Consider the following 16,489-nt stretch of genomic DNA (forward strand, 5'->3'; position numbering starts at 1 on the left):
TTTCAGAGATTGGCGAGCCAACCCTCGGCCGAAGCGTAGCGGACAAGCTCGGCGCGGGTGCTCAGGCCCAGCTTCTCCAGTCCACGCGCCTTGTAGGTCTCGACGGACTTCACGCCGATATCGAGCCGCCGCGCGGTCTCCTTGTTGGTGAAGCCCAGCGCGGTGAGTTTCAGCACCTCGCTCTCGCGCTCGGTCAGCGCCGGCATCAACGGCTTGTCGCCGCCGCGGCCCTGCCGGGGCGCGTTGTTGACGAAAATGCGATCGGCGATCGCCGGGTCGACGTAGATGCCGCCGGTGAGCACCGCACGCAGCGCCTGGATCAGGCTCTCGGCCGCGGAGCGCTTCAGGAGATAGCCGCGCACGCCGGCGTCGAGCGCCTGCTTGAGAAAGGCCCGATCCTCGTAGACGGTCAGCACCACCACACGCACCGAGGGCGCTTCGTCGGCAAGCCTGCGCGCGAGCGCGATGCCATTGAGCTCCGGCATCGAGATGTCGATCAATGCGATATCGGGCCGCTTTTCGTTGATCAGCTTGAGCGCCGCGAGGCCGTCGGTTGCGGTGCCGACGATGTCGAAGTCCGGCTCGGACTCGATCAGGTTGCGCAGGCCGCCAAGCACGATCGGATGATCGTCGCAAAGCGCAATGGTTGATTTCGTCGTCACGCCGAGAGCCTCGCAATGTTGGCCGGTATCCGTGCGAACACGGTCGTGCCGATGCCAATGGATGATTCGATTTCGAGCTCGCCGCCGATCAGCGCCAGCCGCTCGCGCATGCCGGCAACGCCGAGGCCACGGCGGCCTTTGGCCGGGGTATTGCCAGTCAAGGTTTGGCCGTTCAGGCTTTGGCCGTTGAGCACCGCGGTGTCGAAGCCCGCGCCGTTGTCTTCGATGGTGAGCTGCACGTTGCCGCCGGCGCGGCCGACCACCACGCTCACCGACGTCGCCTCGCGGGCGTGCTTGGCGATATTGGTCAGAGCCTCCTGCACGATGCGGTAGATCGCGGTGCGCTGCTCGTCGGTCAGCGTGTCGAGATCGAAGTCGCCGCCGCGCAGGAAGTCGGCCGGGATGCCGAACTGCTGGCTCCACTCCGAAACGTAATTGGCGAGCGCGGTGTTGAGCCCGAGCTCGTTGATCGAGGCGGGACGCAGCTCGCGGGCGATCCGGTCCAGCGACTTGCCGATCTCATCCATGCGCTCGCGCAACGCGCGGATGCGGCTTCTGCCGGCTTCGTTGTACTGGATTTCGAGACCCTTCAGCTCGAGGAGCGCCGCGGTCAGCGTCTGGCCGGTCTCGTCATGAAGCTCGCGGGCCAGCCGCAGCCGCTCATCCTCCTGCGCCTGCATCAGCCGCCGGCGCAATTCGTCGCGCTCGGACACCGCGGCCTGCAGGCGCGCCGCGGCCTGCATCCGCGGCGTGGTGTCGATGATGGTGACGATCTCGAAACGGCCGGCGCGCGGGGCGATCGGATTGGCGAGGATTTCGATCGGGAATTCGAAGCCGTCCTTGCGGCGGCCGTAGACGCTGCGGTCACCGCTGGTTGGCGGCTTCAGCCGCACCAGCGCGTTGGCGGAAGCCGCAGAGGTGTCGAGGAAGCGCTCCGAAAACAGGATGTCGACGGGCTGACCGGTCAATGCAGCGCGATCGTAGCCGAATTTTTGGTCGATCTTCTCGTTGGTCAAAACGATGCGGCGCTTGTCGTCCACCACCAGCACGCCGTTCGGGGCGGACTCGAACAGGATGCGGAACTCCTCGCGGGTGGGGGTGCGGTCGATGCCGAGCGTGCCGACCGAGTGGGGCAGATAGCCGGACAGCAGATAGGTCAGCGCCAGCGACAGCACGAGCAGTGCGCCGCTCGCGGAAGCGTAATTGATCAATGCGCTGTTCTGCGGCGCTTCCAGCAGCGCCAGCGGCACGCCGATCGAAACGACCCAGCCGGTGATGGCCGAGCGCCGCCAGGTCCAGCGCGTGTCCTCGCCCTCGCGCGACAGGCCGAAGTTGACGCCTTCGGCAGAGCCTGCGTCGTTGAAGCTGAACTTCACCTTGGTGCCGACGTAGTCGCTATGACGCTCGGACCGGGCAATGATGGTGTTGCCGCGATCGATCAACGTGACGGTCCACTGTCCCGGCAGGCCCGCATTGCTCAGTGCCGCGGCAAAGGTGTCGAGCGGAATGGCAACCAGGAGGTAATAGCCATTGGCGCCGCCGCGGGCGACCGGAATGCCGACCGTGATGACGGACTGGTTCATGACCGAGCCGTAGAACACGTTGGAGACCGACGGCTTGCCGCTTTCCAGCGCTTCGCGCATGGAGTCCAGGGATTCCGGCGTGGTGACTTGCGGCAGCGGCTCACCCCAATTGACGATGGTGTTGACGAGCTGCTTGCCGTTCGAGGCGTCGCGCAGCACGATCTCGACGCCGAGCTGACGCGCCACTTCCGTCATCTGCAGGTGGAAGCGCTCGAAGTCCTGGGTCTGCAGGAACTGCGAGCTCGCGAGCGCAATCAGCGTGGCCTTCGACGATGCGATCTCGTGATCGATATCGGCCATCACCTCTTTGGTCTTGTCGTCGGCATTGCGCTCGATCTGGGTGCGCTCCGATCGCGCGGCTTGAATCGTCAGCCAGCCGTCGAACGCCAGCGCCGGCACCAGCGCCGCGGCGACCAGCGCCACGAGGCGGAAGCGGAGCGAGCGGCTCCGGGTGCGGAGCCCGGCGAAGAAACCAGCGATTGTCACAGCGGCTGAACCATCAGCACAGTCTTCGGGTGCCTATGCGGGCCGCAACGAGCCGATTGCTCTGTTGCTGAACGCCCGGTAACCGAGTCCGAACAAGTCTCATCATTTGCGCCGCCGCGTCCAGCTTTGCATCGGGGCGCGGACGGCGGTTCGAGGGTCTTGCACCGCTTTCGCGGTAAAAAGAAGCTCCGGTTCCCCCCGGGAAACCGGAGCTTCTCAGGCGAGCCGGGCTCAGACTTATCCCGGCCTGAATCCAGTAGCCGAGGGCTGTTGCCGATTCCTGAAAATGTCGGGGAATCCCCGACGGTTGGGCGGAGGTATCGCCATCGTTTGAGGCGTGGCGGGGAGGTCGCCTAGGGCGCGGCAGGCCCGCGTTCGAACCGGTCCGCACGCCGCAACGCCGGCACGAGCACGGCCCAGGCCGCGGCCGCGATGACGGCCGCAACGCCGCCGACAACGACACAGGGCACGACGCCGATCACCGCGGACAGCAGGCCCGACTCGACCTCGCCCAGTTCTCCCGAACTGCCGGCCAGCAATGTGTGCACGGCGCTGACCCGTCCCCGCATCGCATCCGGCGTCTGCGCCTGCACGAGCGTCTGGCGAACCAGCATGCTGACCGAGTCCGACGCGCCCAGCATCGCGAGGAAGAACAGCGCGACATAGAAGTTGGTCGAAAGCCCGAAGCCGATCGTGGCAAGGCCGTAGATCGCAACGACGACCAACAGCGTCGGTCCGGCGCGCCGCTGGAGCGGCCAATACGCCAGCACGCTCGAAGTCAGAATGCCGCCGACCGCGGGAGCCGTCCGCATGATGCCCAGCGCCCAGGGGCCGGCCTGGAAGATTTCCTGCGCGTAGTAGGGCATCAGCGCTGAGACCCCCGCGAGCAGGACGGCCACGAGATCGAGCGTCATCGCCGCGAGCACGATCGGTGACGACCAGATGAAGACAAAGCCTGCGATCAGCGTGGACCATTTCGTGTTTGTGGTTGTGTCAATGCGCGCCGCCGGCCGCGGGCCGATCCCGATGCAAAACAGCACGCCCGCCGCGCCGATCACGGCAGCAGCCAGAAACGGCACGGTCGGTCCGGCCATGTAGAGCAGTCCGCCGATCGCGGGCGCGAGCAGCCGCGCCGTGCCGCCGAACGAATTCGTCAGGGCGACGCCGCGGGTGAGCCCGCCCTGGGGAACGAGATTCGGCAACAGCGCCTTGCTCACCGGACTGAGAAAGGCCTTCCCCGAACTGATGAAGACAACGATGAGGTAAATCGGCCAGACGGCGTCGAGATTGGCGGCAAAGCACAATGCCAGCGCGCCGATGCTGAAGGCGGCGCCGGACAGAGCCAGCACACTGCGCCGGTCGAAGCGATCCGTGGCGATTCCGGTCAGCAGCGAGAACAGGATGAGCGGCATGAAGCCGGCGAGGCCGATCATGCCCAGGGCGAAGGTGCTCTTCGTCTTGCTGAAGATCAGCCAGCCCGTCGCCACCACGATGATGTCTTCGGCGCAGCCGAACAGCGTGTCGGCCGCGATGAAGCTCGCGAGAGCGTTCTTGTACGGAACGGGCCGCGCGGCCCCGACGCCTGTCAGGAGCTTTTCAACGTGCGGCACGGGTTGGGGATCGGTCATAGACGGCGAGGATTTACGTTGGCCGATGGCATCGAGCAACCAGATACGGCGCAACGCCGGCATTCCTTGCACCGGAATTTATCCCGCCCAACGGAACGGAATTCCGCTTCGGTTGGCACTGAGACCGGCTATGCTTCCCAAAACAAAACCGGGAGGAATTGATGCCGGCATGGGTCCGCGGTGCGCCTTTCGTTGCTTTGCTACTGCTGCCGGGAGCGCCGTCGCAAGCGCAGAACTGGCCGAACCGGGCGGTGACCATGGTGGTGCCGTTTGCGGCCGGCGGCGGCACCGACGTGCTCGGCCGGATCGTGGCGCGGCGGCTGTCCGAGACGCTCGGCCAGCAGGTGATCGTCGAGAATGTCGGCGGCGCCGGCGGCATGATGGGTTCGGCGCGCGTCGCGAAGTCGCCGCCCGACGGCTATCAGTTCGTGCTCGGCAGCCGGGCCGATGCCATCAATCAGACGCTCTACAAGGCGCCGCTCTACAACCTCGTCAATGACCTCGATCCGGTGGGGCTGGTGGCCGACCAGCCGACCGTGCTGGTGGCGCGCAAGGATCTGCCGGTGAACGGCCTGCAGGAGTTCATCGCCTACGCCAAGGCCAACCAGGGCAAGATGCAGTTCGGCTCGGCGGGGGCGGGCTCGACCGGCTTCATCGATTGCGCGCTGTTCAATTCGGCGATCGGCCTCAACATCACGCACGTGCCGTATCGCGGCGGCGGCCCCGCGATGCAGGACCTGATGGGCGGACGCATCGATTATTTCTGCACGCTGACCGGCACGGCGGTGCCGCAGATCGAGAACGGCTCGATCAAGGCGATCGCGATGATGACGCGCGACCGCGCGCCGATGCTGCCCAATGTGCCGAGCACGTGGGAGCAGGGCTTCAAGGATTTCGAGGCCTCGACCTGGTTCGGCTTCTACGTGCCGAAGGGCACACCGGCCAACGTGATCAAGCGGCTGCATGACGCCACCGTCGAGGCAATCGACACACCTTCAGTGCAGGAGCAGTTGCTCAAGTCCGGCTCGATCGTGACGCCGCCCGACCGCCGCTCGACCGAATATCTGAAGACCTTCACCGAAAGCGAGATCAAAAAGAACGGCGCGCCGATCAGGGCCGCGGGGTTGTTGATCCAATAAGGTCAGCGCTCACGTCAGGATTTCCTGCCAGATCTGGTCGCTCAGCTGATGGAAGCGCGGCAGTTTGCGCACGCTGCGCAGATCGCGCGGGCGGGGCAGGTCGACCACGTACTCGGCCTTGATGCGGCCGGGCCGCGGCGCCATCACCAGAATGCGGTCGGAGAGCCCGATCGCCTCCTCGATATCGTGGGTGACGAACACCACGCTTTTGCGGTGGCCGCTCCAGATGCGAAGGAGCTCCGAGCCGAGCAGGAGCTTGGTCTGCGCGTCGAGCGCGCCGAACGGCTCGTCCATCAGCATGATTTGCGGGTCATAGGCCAACAGCCGGCCGAGCGCCGCGCGCTGGCGCATGCCTCCCGACAGCGCGCGGGGATAGTAGTGGCCGAACTCCGAAAGACCGAGCAGTTCGAGCAGGCTCCTGATCCGCGACGCGTGCTGATCTTTCGGCACGCCAGCGCATTCCAGCCCGACCGCGATGTTGTCCGAGACCGTGGCCCAGGGCAGGAGCGCGTCGCGCTGGAACATGAAGCCGACGTTGGCAGGTTTGCCATCCCGCGGCTCGACGTCGATCCGGCCCTGCGAAGGCTGCACGAGACCGGAGATGAGCCGCAGGATCGTCGACTTGCCGCAGCCGCTCGGGCCGACGATCGACAGAAACTCGCCGTCGCGAAGCGCGAAGTCTATGTCTCGCAAGACTTCGAGCTTGCCATCGTAGGACATCGAGACATGGGACAGCGACGCCGTGGCCGGGCGTGGTGGCTGCTCCAGCCTTGGCGCGTCCGCGATGACGGCGGCGGGTGTCGATCTGATCTGCAGCATCACTTCAGCTTCGCTTGCAGGTCGACGTCGGCCTGGTTGACCTTCTTCAGCGACGAGTCCGACAGCAGCACGATCTCGGTCATGTTGGCGAAGGCCTCGGGCGAAACGCTGCCGTCCTTGGAGAGCCGTTTCCGCGCGGCCTCCGCGACTTCAGTGGCGTGCGCGTCGTCGAAGTTCGGATAGAGCAGCTTCACGCTCTTGGCCGTGGTCGCCGTATCGGTCTGGATGATCCGCGCGGCCTTGCCGACAGCACGCACCAGGCCTTTGGCCAGGGCCGGATTGGCATCGGCCCAGCGCTGCCGGCCGATCACCACGAGCGCCGCGTAACGCGTCGGCCGCCAGTCGACGACGATCTTGAACTTGCCGGTGCGCAGATAGTCGGCGACCTCGGTGGTCACGACGACGCCGGCATCGACCTGGTTCGTCTCGATTGCAGCCCGCATCGAAGCGCCGCCGCCCGCGCTGATGATCTGGAAGTCGCGTTCGGCTTGCAGACCGGCCTTCTTGATCTCCCAGCGTACGGTGTTGTCGGTGAAGCTGCCCGGCGAGGTGACGCCGATGCGTTTGCCTTTCAGCGATTTGAAATCGGTAAGGGGGCTGTCCGCCTTGGCGATCAGCGCATAGGAATGGTGCTCGTCGAGGCCGACGATGATGCGCGCGTCGAGGCCGCGATTGGACAGCCGCAGCACGTGGTCCGCGGCGCAGATGCAGAAATCCACGCCGCCGCCGGCGAAGGCCTGCACCGCGGGTCCGCCGCCGCGGAAGTCGACGAACTCCGCGGTGATGCCTTCGGCCTTCAAGAGCCCCTGATCGCTGGCGACGCGAAGCGGCAGCAGGCCCTCGTTGACGGCAGCGACGCCGAATTTGAGCGTGGTTTCGGCATGGCCCGGCGACGACATCGCGAAGCTGATTGCGGCCAGAGCCAGCACGGACAGCCGCGGGAAGACGAAACGCATGGTGTTCTCCTTGAATGTCTTGATCGGGATGATGGCGTCAGTAGCGGCCTGCGGTGACGCGGCTTTCGATGGCCTTGACAATTTCGTTGAGCGCCATGCCGAGGATCGCGAGCACCACGAGGCCCGCGAACACGCCATTGATATCGACGCGGCCAGCGGAATATTCGACGTACCAGCCGAGCCCGCGATTGGCGCCGAGCAGTTCGCCGATCACCGCGCCGACCAGTGCGAGGCCGATGCCGACGCGCAGCGACGCGAAGATCCACGGCACGATCGAAGGGAGCAGCACCTTGCGGAACAGGTAGAGCTTCGAGGCGCGCATCGTCTTCATCAGATCGACCAGATCGCGATCGACGCCGCGCAGCCCTTCATGGGTGTTCAGGATGACGATGAACACCACCATCGAAACGGCCATCACGATTTTCGAGACCGAGCCGATGCCGAACCAGAGAATGAACAGCGGCGCGAGCGCGACACGCGGCAGGCTGTAGAGCCCGAGGAAAAATGGCTCGACCGTATCGGCGACCCGGCGCTTCGTGGCGAACAGCACGCCGACAGGCACGCCGATCACAAGGCTGAGCAGCAATCCGGCCACCGAATGAAACAGCGTGACGCTGGTGTGCGCGAGCATGTCGCCATGCACGAACGCATCCCACAGCCGGACCGCGATGGCGCTCGGTTGTCCGATGAAGAACGGGTCGAGGAACCACACTGCCGCGGCTTCCCAGGAGGCAATGAACGCGGCGCCAAGCGCGAGCTGTGCGACGAGCTTGCGATAGGTGTGCGACGGAGCGGCGATGGGGATGTACGAAGCGGTCATACGGTTATGTTGCGGTGCGAAGTTGTTGAATAAACAGCGTCGCCCAGCCGCGCCAGAACCGCGGAAAAATAAACAGATTGCGATTGCCGAGTGCCTTTTCGGCGGGATGAACGCTCCGCGCCGCGCGCCCTTATCGAAAAGATTTCCTCTGCGGCATTCTGTCCGCGCTAAAAAAGGTATGCCCGTTAACGATCCGGCCGATCGCTGCACACGAAATGCGGCCTTACGGCGCGATCTTGATGTTCTTCTCTTTGACGAGCGTCGCCCATTTGGCGACGTCCTTGGCGAGCAGTTGCCGCATCTCCTCGGCGGTGCCGCTTCGCACGTTGGCGCCCAGCGTCTCGAAGCGGGCGCGCACGTCCGGCATCGCGACGGCGTCCTTGATGGCGCTCTCGATGGTCGCGACCACCTCCTTGGGCGTTCCGGCGGGCGCGAAGAATCCCATCCAGGTGTTGACCTCGTAGCCTGGCACGCCCGCTTCGTTGAGCGTCGGCACGTCGGGATATTTCTTCGAGCGCTCCAGGCTGGTGACGGCCAGCGTGCGGATGCGGTCCGATTGCAGCGCCGCATTGCCGGTCGCGAGGTCGGCGATGATCATGCTGGTCTCGCCGGTGATGGTCGCCGTCACGGCAGGCGCGCCGCCGCGATACGGGATGCTGCGGATATCGAGGCCGGCCATGGCCTTGAACAGTTCGAGCGCGAGCAGCGTGGCCGACCCGCCGGAGGCGTGGGTGAGGCGTCCAGGCTCCTTCTTGGCGAGCGCGATCAGTTCGACGATGGATTTTGCCGGCATATCGACCTGGACCATCACGGCTTCAGGGATCGAGGCCACCAAACCGAGCGGCACGAAATCCTTCTGCGGATCGTAGCCGAGGTCGGCGAACACCAGCGGGTTGATTGCCATGGTGCCGTCGTGAGCGACCAGGATGGTGTAGCCGTCACTGGGCGATTTCTGCACCGCTTCCGCGCCAAGCCGCATAGCAGCGCCTGGGCGGTTCTCGACAGTGACCGGCTTGCCCCACTTGGCCTGCATCTTTTCGGCGACGAGGCGGCCGGCGAGATCGATCGCGCCGCCCGGTGCGGTCGGCACCACGATCTTGACGGTGTGCTCGGGAAACCCTTGCGCCTGCGAAAGCGAGGTGAGGGCGGCAAGCGCCGCCGCGGCGACGAGCGCTGTCCTCAAAAGCCCGGTCATGTCGATCCTCCCGGCGGAGTTCGGTGTTATGCGGCTGCGATCGCCTGTTGATGCTCCTTCAGCACCTGCGGCAAGTCCTTTGGCGGCACGCGGCCGAAGCCGCAATAGCCGGCGACGCCGAAGTCCGGCAGGAACTTGCGCGCCATCGCGATGCGCTCCTTGAAGCCGTCCATGTGATGGACGACGCCGAGATAGACGCGTGCGCCGCGCGGCTTGAGATTTTTCAGCGGTGCAAAGAAGTTTTCGCCGACATCGGGCAGCACTGGAATGTGAATCCAATCGACGCGGCGGCCCGAGGCCTCGATGACGCCGTTGGCGAGCGCGACGGTGGCGCCGAGATCGGGCGGCGCAAAGCGCGGCCAGCCGCCGAGCGTGCCGAAGCAGAGGTGATAGCCGAGCTGCACAGTCTCGGGGATGGCCTTAGACAGGGTGCGGAATTGCGCCGAGTTGCGCTCGACGGCGTCGGCAGCGGAAAAGCCCTGCACCGCGCCATAGGCGTCCTGCACCTCGGTCGAGCAATCCCACTGGATCGCGAGGTCTTCGTTGGGAATCTTGCTGACGATCATCGCGGCTTCGGCGACCAGCGCATCGGTGAAGCCCGGCCTGATCTTTGCGAGGTCGGCATGGTTCGGGAAGATGCGCGGCGGCAGCGCGCTGTTGACGGAAGCCAGCGACACCTGGAAGCGCAGGTGTTTCGGCAGCACGCCTTTCTCGCGCAGCGTCTTAAACACGAAGTAGGAGTTGATGGCGTCGCGGGCGTAGCCGATGCGCCAGCCCGGATCGCCGAAGCGCACGCGCTCGACGCCATCCTTGACCTTGAACCACCAGGCCTCGGAAGCATTGCGCGGAAACTGCTTCTCGACGCCGTTCTCGTCCGGTCCGGGCCGCTGCACCGCTTCGAGCTCGGGATGGCCGGACAGGACCTGATAGTGGATGCGGCTGATCCAGTGCTTTCGCGGGCCAACCTCGCCGTCAGGGAGCGTCTTGAGCGAGGCGCCGAGCGGTGCGCCGAACTCGCGAAACACGTCCTCGACGCTGTCGAGGGGAATGCTGCCGACCAGCAGAGCGTCCGTACCCAAGGCTTCCTCCGATTTACTCTATGGTGAAATTGGTTTATCCCATTATCAAAACTGGCCGCACCCGGGTCAAGCGCGGCGTCTCGGCCGAGCGATCGTCATGAAGCCTGCACCGTTAGAGTCGAATGCGCGCCGCGGCATCCAATCGCTGGAGATCGGCGTGCGGCTGTTCCAGGACATTCATCGGCTCGGCAGACCCGCGACGTTGAACGAGGTGGCGAGGCTCAGTGGGATGCCGCCCAGCCAGGCGCATCGCTATTGCGTGAGCCTCATTCGCACCGGCCTGCTTCAGCGCGACGGCCGCGGGCTCTACGGCATCGGGCCGTTCGGATTCCAGCTGAGCCACGCCGAGGCCGATCGCGGTCACGCGCGAGTGGCGGCACTCGCTGCATTGCGCGAACTGGTGGAGCAGACCGGCGAAACCGGCTTCCTCAGCACCTGGGGTCAGACAGGTCCGACGATCCTGCACGTCGTCGACGCGCCCAAGCCGATCGCGATCCGCCCGACCACCAAAGGCGATCTGCCGTTGTTGAACACCTCGGCCGGATGGGTGTTCGCGGCTTATCTCGAAGCCGAGAGGCTCAAGCTCTTGCTCGACGCCGAGCTGGACGCGCAGCGGCGCAGCCTCAAGCTTTCCGCCGCTGCGATCGCCTCGATGCGCCAGACCTTCATGCGGCGTCTCATTGACGTGCGGCGGCGGCGGCTCGCCCGCGGCGCTGGGGAGCGCCACCCTGGGCTCAATGCATTTTCCGCGCCGATTTTCGACCAGCAGGGCAGGGTTGTACTCGCCATCACGATGTTCGGATTCGCGGCGACCTTCTCGTCGGCCTGGGATGGGTCGATCTCGCGCGCGCTGCAAGCGAGTGCAGCCGAGCTGACCCGGCGCATCGGCGGCGCGCCTCCCAAAGCGATCAGCCCTTCGCCGACTGCACGCCGCGGCTGATCAGCCGCGCCAGCCGCACGGAGAACGCCTTGGCGTCGGCCGGCCGGTCGCCGTCGAGCACGCGTGCTTCGTCGTAGAGGAGGTGGGCCGCGTCCTCCTTGAAGGCGTTGTCGCCGTCGAGCGCGGCAAGCGACGTGACGAGCTCATGCTTCGCATTGATCTCGAGCACGGGCTTTGCCGCCGGAACGGCGCGGCCCGAGCCCGCGAGGAGCTTCTCCAAGGAGCGGTCGGGCCCGCCTTCGGGCGCGACCAGGCAGACGGCGCTGTCGGTGAGGCGGTCGGAGACGCGCACGTCCGACACCGCGTCGCCCAACGTGAGCTTCACGAAGGCGATGAAGTCCGTCACCGCCTCGTTGGCTTCGGGTTTCGTTTCGGTGGTGTTGTCGAGCAGCGGAATGGCGGCAAGGTCGGCCGCGCCTTGCGTCACCGAGCGGAACGGCTTGCCGTCGAACGACGGGTTGTAGGTGACCCAGAGATTGTCGACGATGTCGGAGAGCAGCAGCACCTCGACGCCGCGGGCGCGGAAGCCTTCGAGATGCGGCGAGGCCTCGATCTGGGCCTGGTTCTCGCCGGCGATGTAGTAGATCGCGGTCTGATTGGTCTTCAGGCCTTCGACGTACTCCTTCAGGCTCCGCCGAGTCTCGGATGCTTGCGCGGTGCTGCGGAAGCGCGCGAGCTTCAAAAGCGTGTCTCGGCGCTCGTGGTCCTCGTAGATGCCTTCCTTCAGCACCGGACCGAACTGGTCCCAGATCTTGCCGTAGGCCTCGGCGTCGCTGTCGGCGAGCTTCTCGAGATCGCTCAGCACGCGGCCGGTGACGCTCTTCTTGATCGCAGCGAGGATCGGGCTCGTCTGGATCATCTCGCGCGACAGGCTGAGCGGCAGGTCGGCCGAATCCACGATGCCGCGCACGAAGCGCAGATAATGCGGAAGGATCTCGGCGTCGCCGGTGATAAACACGCGCTTGACGTAGAGCTTCATCCGACTCTTGCGGCCGGGATCGAACAGGTTGAACGGCCGCGCGCTCGGGACAAAGGCGAGGGTGGTGAACTCGTGGCGGCCTTCGGCGCGGAAGTGCACGGTGAGCGCCGGCTCGTCGAACTGGCCGGCAACGCTGCGGTAGAAGTCGGTGTATTCCTCGGGCTTGATCTCGGAGCGCGATTTGGTCCACAGCGCCGCGCCGTCCGCCAGCTCCGTGGGCTCGGCGCCGGGCTTTTCGATGATCGAGATCGGCACCGGCACGTGGCCGGAATTGGCGTGCACGATGCGCTCGATGTTGTAGCGCTCGGTGTAGGACTTGGCGTCCTCCATCAGATGCAGCACCACGCGCGTGCCGCGCGCGGGCGCTGAAGCTGCGTCGACCGGTGCGACCGTGTAGGTGCCCTTGCCGTCGGACGACCACTGCCAGGCCTCAGCGCTGCCGGCGCGGTGCGAGGTCACGTCGACGCGGTCGGCGACCATGAAGGCCGAATAGAAGCCCACGCCGAACTGTCCGATCAGCGTCGCGCTTTCGCTCGCTTTGGCGGCTTCGAGGCGCTCCATGAACGCCTTGGTGCCGGAGCGCGCGATCGTGCCGAGCGCGTCGACCAGTTCGTCATGGTTCATGCCGATGCCGTTGTCTTCGATCGTGAGCTCGCGCTTGTCGGCGTCGAGCGCGATCGTGATGCGCGGCTTGGCATCGTCGCCGAGCAGGGCAGGATTGGCGATGGCGTCGTAGCGCAGCCGCTCGCAGGCGTCGGCGGCGTTCGAGATGAGCTCGCGGAGGAAGACGTCTTTGTCCGAATAGACCGAATGCACCATCAGGTGAAGGAGCCGCGACACGTCGGCTTCGAAGGTGCGATTTTCGGTTTTGGCGTCGGCGGTCGTGTCGGTCATGGCAGGCTGGGATCCCAAGGAATTTGTCGCGCAGGAAATGGCGGGAAAGGCCTGAGAATTCAAGGCCTAAGTGCGGCTCATCCAACCTCGGGATCGGCGATGAGCGGCATCGCGCGCGGTATCTCGGTAAGCGCCTGAATTAAGAGGCAATTTCCGAAGTGTGAGATTGCACACTTCTGGCTACCACGGCGCGGGAGCAGATTGATAGCGGAGCTGGGCACTTGAGGGGAATGCCATGACACACATTCTCGAGCATGATCGCACCGGGTTCTTCACCGTGGTTGGTGCTCCCCCCATCGCCGAGGAGCATCAGGATGCCCACAGCCACTATCATCTGGACTCGATCAGCGGCACCACCGGCGCATTCGTCGCGGGCGTGTGGTTCGCGCTGTACGCGGCCATCGTGGTGGCGGCGATCCTGGGCAAGGACGGCGTCGGCCGCATCGTCGAGACGATCACGGCGGCTCTGATCCGCTGAATCGATGGTCCACTGAAATCCAAAGGGGCGGCGAACGATCCGTTCGCGGCCCCTTGTTTATCTGCCGGTTCTCGCCGTCACTTCTCGTCGCTGTGCAACTGCTGCAGCAACTCGGGCACGTTGGTCAGCACGAACGCGCCGCGTCGCTTCAGCATCAGGCCCGAACGCTCCAGCGCCTTCATCTCCCGCGCCACCATCTCGCGACGCGTGCTGACGCGGGCCGCGATGTCGGAATGCACCGGCGGCGGCGACACGATCGCCTGCCGTTCGTTGGTCGGATCGGGCCGCGACCGCCGCAACAGTTCGGCGAAGATGCGGTGCTTCACGTGCATCGACGAAAATTCGTGCACGCGCTGATCGAGCATGCGGATGCGCGCGACGAGCTGCAGCAGCAGCTGCTCGCTGACGTCCGGATACTTGTGGATGATCTCGCGGAACACCGGCGCGGGCATCGAGGCGATGGTGGCGTCGGTGATGGCGAGAATGCCGGCCGAACGCGGCTGGCCGTCGATCGCTGCCATCTCGCCGAAATAGCCGCCGGCTTCGATGTCGCCAAGGATGACCTCGCGGTCAGGCGAGGGCGTGATCAGCACGCGCACCACGCCGCTCGTCAGGAAGAAGATGTCGGTGCCGACGTCGTTCTGCTCGAGCAGCCACTCCTTGGCATGAGCATGACGCCAGTTGCAGCGCCGTTCGAAGGAGACGCGGTCGTTTGCGTCAAGCGAACGCAGGAGCCCAACTCGCTCCAGGCTTTCGTGTGGTTTAGTCGCCCGAATATCCACTGTGTCCTCGATCCTCCCGCCCAGCGATTCCAATATGGGCAAGCCCGCCGCGCTCGTATGCGGTCTAGCTCACACTCGCCGGATGCCGGACCAGTGCCGGCTCCGGGTCTCCCAATGACCTGGATTGTGGGCGGCACTGTGCCAACCAAGGCGCAGCCGCTTCCATTGCGCCGGCACCTTAAATTGCTGCGGGTATTTTGCAATCAGTTTGCGTGCAAATCAGGGCCGCGGGCAGGGTGCTTTTGCCCGGGTTCCATCGTGCTAACAATGCACTATGGACGTCATCATTACCGGCGGCGGCATTGGTGGGCTGACCTTGGCCCTCGCCCTTAAGGCGAGCGGCGCGGCGCGTACAATTCGCGTATACGAGGCCGCAGCCGAGATGCGGGCGCTGGGCGTCGGCATCAATATCGGCGCCCACGCCATGAAGGAGCTGAGCGCGCTCGGCCTCGAAGACGCGCTGGTTGCGACATCATGTCAGCCGCAGGACTACGCGTTTTTCACGCGCCACGGCCAGCTCGTCTACCGCGAGCCGTTCGGCAAGGCGGCGGGCCATCAATGGCCGCATATCTCGCTGCTGCGACCCGACTTGCAGCGGGTCCTGCTCGGCGCAGTGCGCGAGCGCATCGGTGCGGACAACTTTTTCGTGGGGCACCGCTGCACCGGCGTGGAGCAAAGCTCCGGCCGCGTGACAGCGCATTTTGCCGCGCCTGACGGTACTCCCTTGCCGGATCAGCAAGCCGACATCCTGATCGCCTGCGACGGCATTCACTCGGTGGTGCGCAAGCAGTTCTATCCCGACGAGGGCGCATTCAAGTTTCGCGGTTACAATCTCTGGCGCGGCGTCACTGTGCACAAGCCGTTCCTCACCGGCGAGAGCATCGCGCGCATCGGCGCGCGGCACTCGACGATGATCATCTATCCGCTGCGCCGGAACTACGACGGTGACGGTAGCACGCTCTACAATTGGGTCTGCGAGATCGAGCGCGATGTCGCCGTCCCGGTCGACTGGAACAAGCCGGGGCGGCTCGAGGACTTCCTGCCGAACTATCAGGACTGGGTGTTCGACTGGATGGATGTGCCGGCGCTCATTCGGAACGCGCAGCAGATCCTGTCCTATCCGATGGTCGACCGCGATCCGGTGCCGCACTGGAGCTTCGAGCGCGTCACGCTCCTGGGCGACGCCGCGCATCCGATGTATCCGCAGGGCGGCAATGGCGGCGCGCAGGCGATCCTCGATGCGGCGGCGCTGGCGCGGTTTCTTGCGAGCGAGGCCGATCCGGTCGCGGCGCTGAAGGCCTACGAGGAAGCGCGGTTGCCGGTCACGGCCAAGATCGTGCTGCAGAACCGCACCGCGCCGCCCAACGTCATCGTCGACACCGTCGAGCAGCGCACCGGCGGCAAGAAATTCGAAAAGCTGGAAGACATCATCAGCCAGGACGAGATGAAGGCGATCTTCGAGAGCTATCAGAAGGTCGCCGGCTATCACGTGCAACAGGTTTCACGTCCACAAGGGTAAGGAAAAATGGCCGACACTGCTCCGTCACTGAAGCTCACCTACGAGGGAGCGGCCAAGCTGCTCGCCGCCGCCGTCGCCAAGGCGAAGGATATGAGCGTGCCGCAATGCATCTGCATCGTCGACACCGGCGGGCATCTGCTCACCATGGCGCGGTTGGACGGCGCGTTTGGGCTGTCGGTCGACACGGCGCTGCGCAAGGCGCAGACCGCGGCGTCCTATGGCATCCCGACCGGCGACATCGCAGCCGGCATCGACATCAAGCTTGCGATCGCGACCGAAGGCCGGCGGATCAACCTGCCGGGCGGCCTGCCGGTGATCGTCGACGGCCATGTCATTGGGGGTATCGGGGTCGGCTCCGGCACCGGCGAACAGGACAAAGAGGTCGCCAAGGCCGCGGTTGCCGCTTTTCCGGGCGCAAAGCGCTTCTGATCGCGTCGCGCTGTCAGTTCCGGTTTCAGGCGGCCCTTTGGAACGTCACAAGGCGCTCCTATATTGGACGGCGGTCCTGCCGGACCGCCGCACGACAGTAT

General features: G+C 65.3%; 15 protein-coding genes. 5 read left to right on the top strand and 10 right to left on the bottom strand.

Annotated elements, in window-relative coordinates:
* Positions 1-2: 2 nt before the first annotated feature.
* The 3 genes from RHPLAN_RS15790 to RHPLAN_RS15800 form a co-directional block, all read right to left on the bottom strand.
* Positions 3-662: a response regulator transcription factor gene (locus RHPLAN_RS15790; RefSeq protein ID WP_068019704.1), complete on the bottom strand. Its 660-nt coding sequence runs from the start codon at positions 660-662 to the stop codon at positions 3-5.
* A complete protein-coding gene (locus RHPLAN_RS15795) occupies positions 659-2,731 on the bottom strand; it encodes an ATP-binding protein (protein WP_068019706.1) in 2,073 nt (690 codons plus the stop codon). Before RHPLAN_RS15795 ends, RHPLAN_RS15790 begins: the two co-directional genes overlap by 4 nt.
* A 353-nt stretch (positions 2,732-3,084) precedes the next feature.
* Positions 3,085-4,341 carry an MFS transporter gene (locus RHPLAN_RS15800; protein WP_198164945.1) on the bottom strand — a complete coding sequence of 419 codons (1,257 nt, stop codon included), beginning with the start codon at positions 4,339-4,341 and terminating at the stop codon, positions 3,085-3,087.
* A 179-nt stretch (positions 4,342-4,520) separates the two neighbouring features.
* Here RHPLAN_RS15800 and RHPLAN_RS15805 point away from each other — a divergent pair, with 179 nt between their 5' ends.
* On the top strand, positions 4,521-5,498 hold the full coding sequence (locus RHPLAN_RS15805; RefSeq protein WP_068019709.1) for a Bug family tripartite tricarboxylate transporter substrate binding protein: 978 nt from the start codon (positions 4,521-4,523) through the stop codon (positions 5,496-5,498).
* A 9-nt stretch (positions 5,499-5,507) separates the two neighbouring features.
* On the opposite strand, the gene RHPLAN_RS15810 is transcribed toward RHPLAN_RS15805, so the two are convergent.
* The 5 genes from RHPLAN_RS15810 to RHPLAN_RS15830 all read right to left on the bottom strand — a co-directional run bounded on the left by RHPLAN_RS15810 (position 5,508) and on the right by RHPLAN_RS15830 (position 10,367).
* The gene (locus RHPLAN_RS15810; RefSeq protein ID WP_084244970.1) at positions 5,508-6,317 is read right to left on the bottom strand and encodes an ABC transporter ATP-binding protein; all 810 of its coding nucleotides are present in this window, start codon (positions 6,315-6,317) and stop codon (positions 5,508-5,510) included.
* Positions 6,317-7,273: an ABC transporter substrate-binding protein gene (locus RHPLAN_RS15815; protein WP_068019710.1), complete on the bottom strand. Its 957-nt coding sequence runs from the start codon at positions 7,271-7,273 to the stop codon at positions 6,317-6,319. Before RHPLAN_RS15815 ends, RHPLAN_RS15810 begins: the two co-directional genes overlap by 1 nt.
* 37 nt (positions 7,274-7,310) lie before the next feature.
* Positions 7,311-8,093: an ABC transporter permease gene (locus RHPLAN_RS15820; RefSeq protein ID WP_084244974.1), complete on the bottom strand. Its 783-nt coding sequence runs from the start codon at positions 8,091-8,093 to the stop codon at positions 7,311-7,313.
* Positions 8,094-8,316: 223 nt separating this feature from the next.
* On the bottom strand, positions 8,317-9,288 hold the full coding sequence (locus tag RHPLAN_RS15825; RefSeq protein ID WP_068019711.1) for a Bug family tripartite tricarboxylate transporter substrate binding protein: 972 nt from the start codon (positions 9,286-9,288) through the stop codon (positions 8,317-8,319).
* Between the two features lie 26 nt (positions 9,289-9,314).
* The gene (locus RHPLAN_RS15830) at positions 9,315-10,367 is read right to left on the bottom strand and encodes a hypothetical protein (protein ID WP_068019713.1); all 1,053 of its coding nucleotides are present in this window, start codon (positions 10,365-10,367) and stop codon (positions 9,315-9,317) included.
* A 97-nt stretch (positions 10,368-10,464) separates the two neighbouring features.
* Here RHPLAN_RS15830 and RHPLAN_RS15835 point away from each other — a divergent pair, with 97 nt between their 5' ends.
* On the top strand, positions 10,465-11,307 hold the full coding sequence (locus tag RHPLAN_RS15835) for an IclR family transcriptional regulator (protein ID WP_068019715.1): 843 nt from the start codon (positions 10,465-10,467) through the stop codon (positions 11,305-11,307).
* Here the strand turns inward: RHPLAN_RS15835 and htpG are convergent.
* On the bottom strand, positions 11,276-13,180 hold the full coding sequence (gene htpG, locus RHPLAN_RS15840; protein WP_068019716.1) for a molecular chaperone HtpG: 1,905 nt from the start codon (positions 13,178-13,180) through the stop codon (positions 11,276-11,278). The two genes, RHPLAN_RS15835 and htpG, sit on opposite strands and share 32 nt — an antisense overlap.
* A gap of 235 nt (positions 13,181-13,415) precedes the next feature.
* Between htpG and RHPLAN_RS15845 the strand changes: the two genes are divergently transcribed.
* Positions 13,416-13,658 (top strand): hypothetical protein, encoded by a 243-nt coding sequence (locus RHPLAN_RS15845; RefSeq protein WP_068019717.1) that lies wholly within the window; start codon positions 13,416-13,418, stop codon positions 13,656-13,658.
* A 77-nt stretch (positions 13,659-13,735) separates the two neighbouring features.
* Here the strand turns inward: RHPLAN_RS15845 and RHPLAN_RS15850 are convergent, their stop codons facing one another.
* Positions 13,736-14,440, bottom strand: coding sequence for a Crp/Fnr family transcriptional regulator (locus RHPLAN_RS15850; protein ID WP_198164947.1), 705 nt, complete (start codon positions 14,438-14,440; stop codon positions 13,736-13,738).
* 274 nt (positions 14,441-14,714) lie between these two features.
* Between RHPLAN_RS15850 and RHPLAN_RS15855 the strand changes: the two genes are divergently transcribed.
* Positions 14,715-15,959, top strand: coding sequence for a flavin-dependent oxidoreductase (locus RHPLAN_RS15855; RefSeq protein ID WP_068019719.1), 1,245 nt, complete (start codon positions 14,715-14,717; stop codon positions 15,957-15,959).
* 6 nt (positions 15,960-15,965) lie between these two features.
* The gene (locus tag RHPLAN_RS15860) at positions 15,966-16,388 is read left to right on the top strand and encodes a GlcG/HbpS family heme-binding protein (protein WP_068019721.1); all 423 of its coding nucleotides are present in this window, start codon (positions 15,966-15,968) and stop codon (positions 16,386-16,388) included.
* Positions 16,389-16,489: the final 101 nt, after the last annotated feature.

Source organism: Rhodoplanes sp. Z2-YC6860, assembly GCF_001579845.1.
Taxonomy (GTDB): domain Bacteria; phylum Pseudomonadota; class Alphaproteobacteria; order Rhizobiales; family Xanthobacteraceae; genus Z2-YC6860.

Coding starts and splice junctions, on each gene's coding strand:
- RHPLAN_RS15820 (WP_084244974.1), bottom strand. CDS start 8,093: ATGACCGCTTCGTACATCCCCATCGCCGCTCCGTCGCACACCTATCGC.
- RHPLAN_RS15810 (WP_084244970.1), bottom strand. CDS start 6,317: ATGCTGCAGATCAGATCGACACCCGCCGCCGTCATCGCGGACGCGCCA.
- RHPLAN_RS15805 (WP_068019709.1), top strand. CDS start 4,521: ATGCCGGCATGGGTCCGCGGTGCGCCTTTCGTTGCTTTGCTACTGCTG.
- RHPLAN_RS15835 (WP_068019715.1), top strand. CDS start 10,465: ATGAAGCCTGCACCGTTAGAGTCGAATGCGCGCCGCGGCATCCAATCG.
- htpG (WP_068019716.1), bottom strand. CDS start 13,180: ATGACCGACACGACCGCCGACGCCAAAACCGAAAATCGCACCTTCGAA.
- RHPLAN_RS15815 (WP_068019710.1), bottom strand. CDS start 7,273: ATGCGTTTCGTCTTCCCGCGGCTGTCCGTGCTGGCTCTGGCCGCAATC.
- RHPLAN_RS15845 (WP_068019717.1), top strand. CDS start 13,416: ATGACACACATTCTCGAGCATGATCGCACCGGGTTCTTCACCGTGGTT.
- RHPLAN_RS15825 (WP_068019711.1), bottom strand. CDS start 9,288: ATGACCGGGCTTTTGAGGACAGCGCTCGTCGCCGCGGCGGCGCTTGCC.
- RHPLAN_RS15855 (WP_068019719.1), top strand. CDS start 14,715: ATGGACGTCATCATTACCGGCGGCGGCATTGGTGGGCTGACCTTGGCC.
- RHPLAN_RS15860 (WP_068019721.1), top strand. CDS start 15,966: ATGGCCGACACTGCTCCGTCACTGAAGCTCACCTACGAGGGAGCGGCC.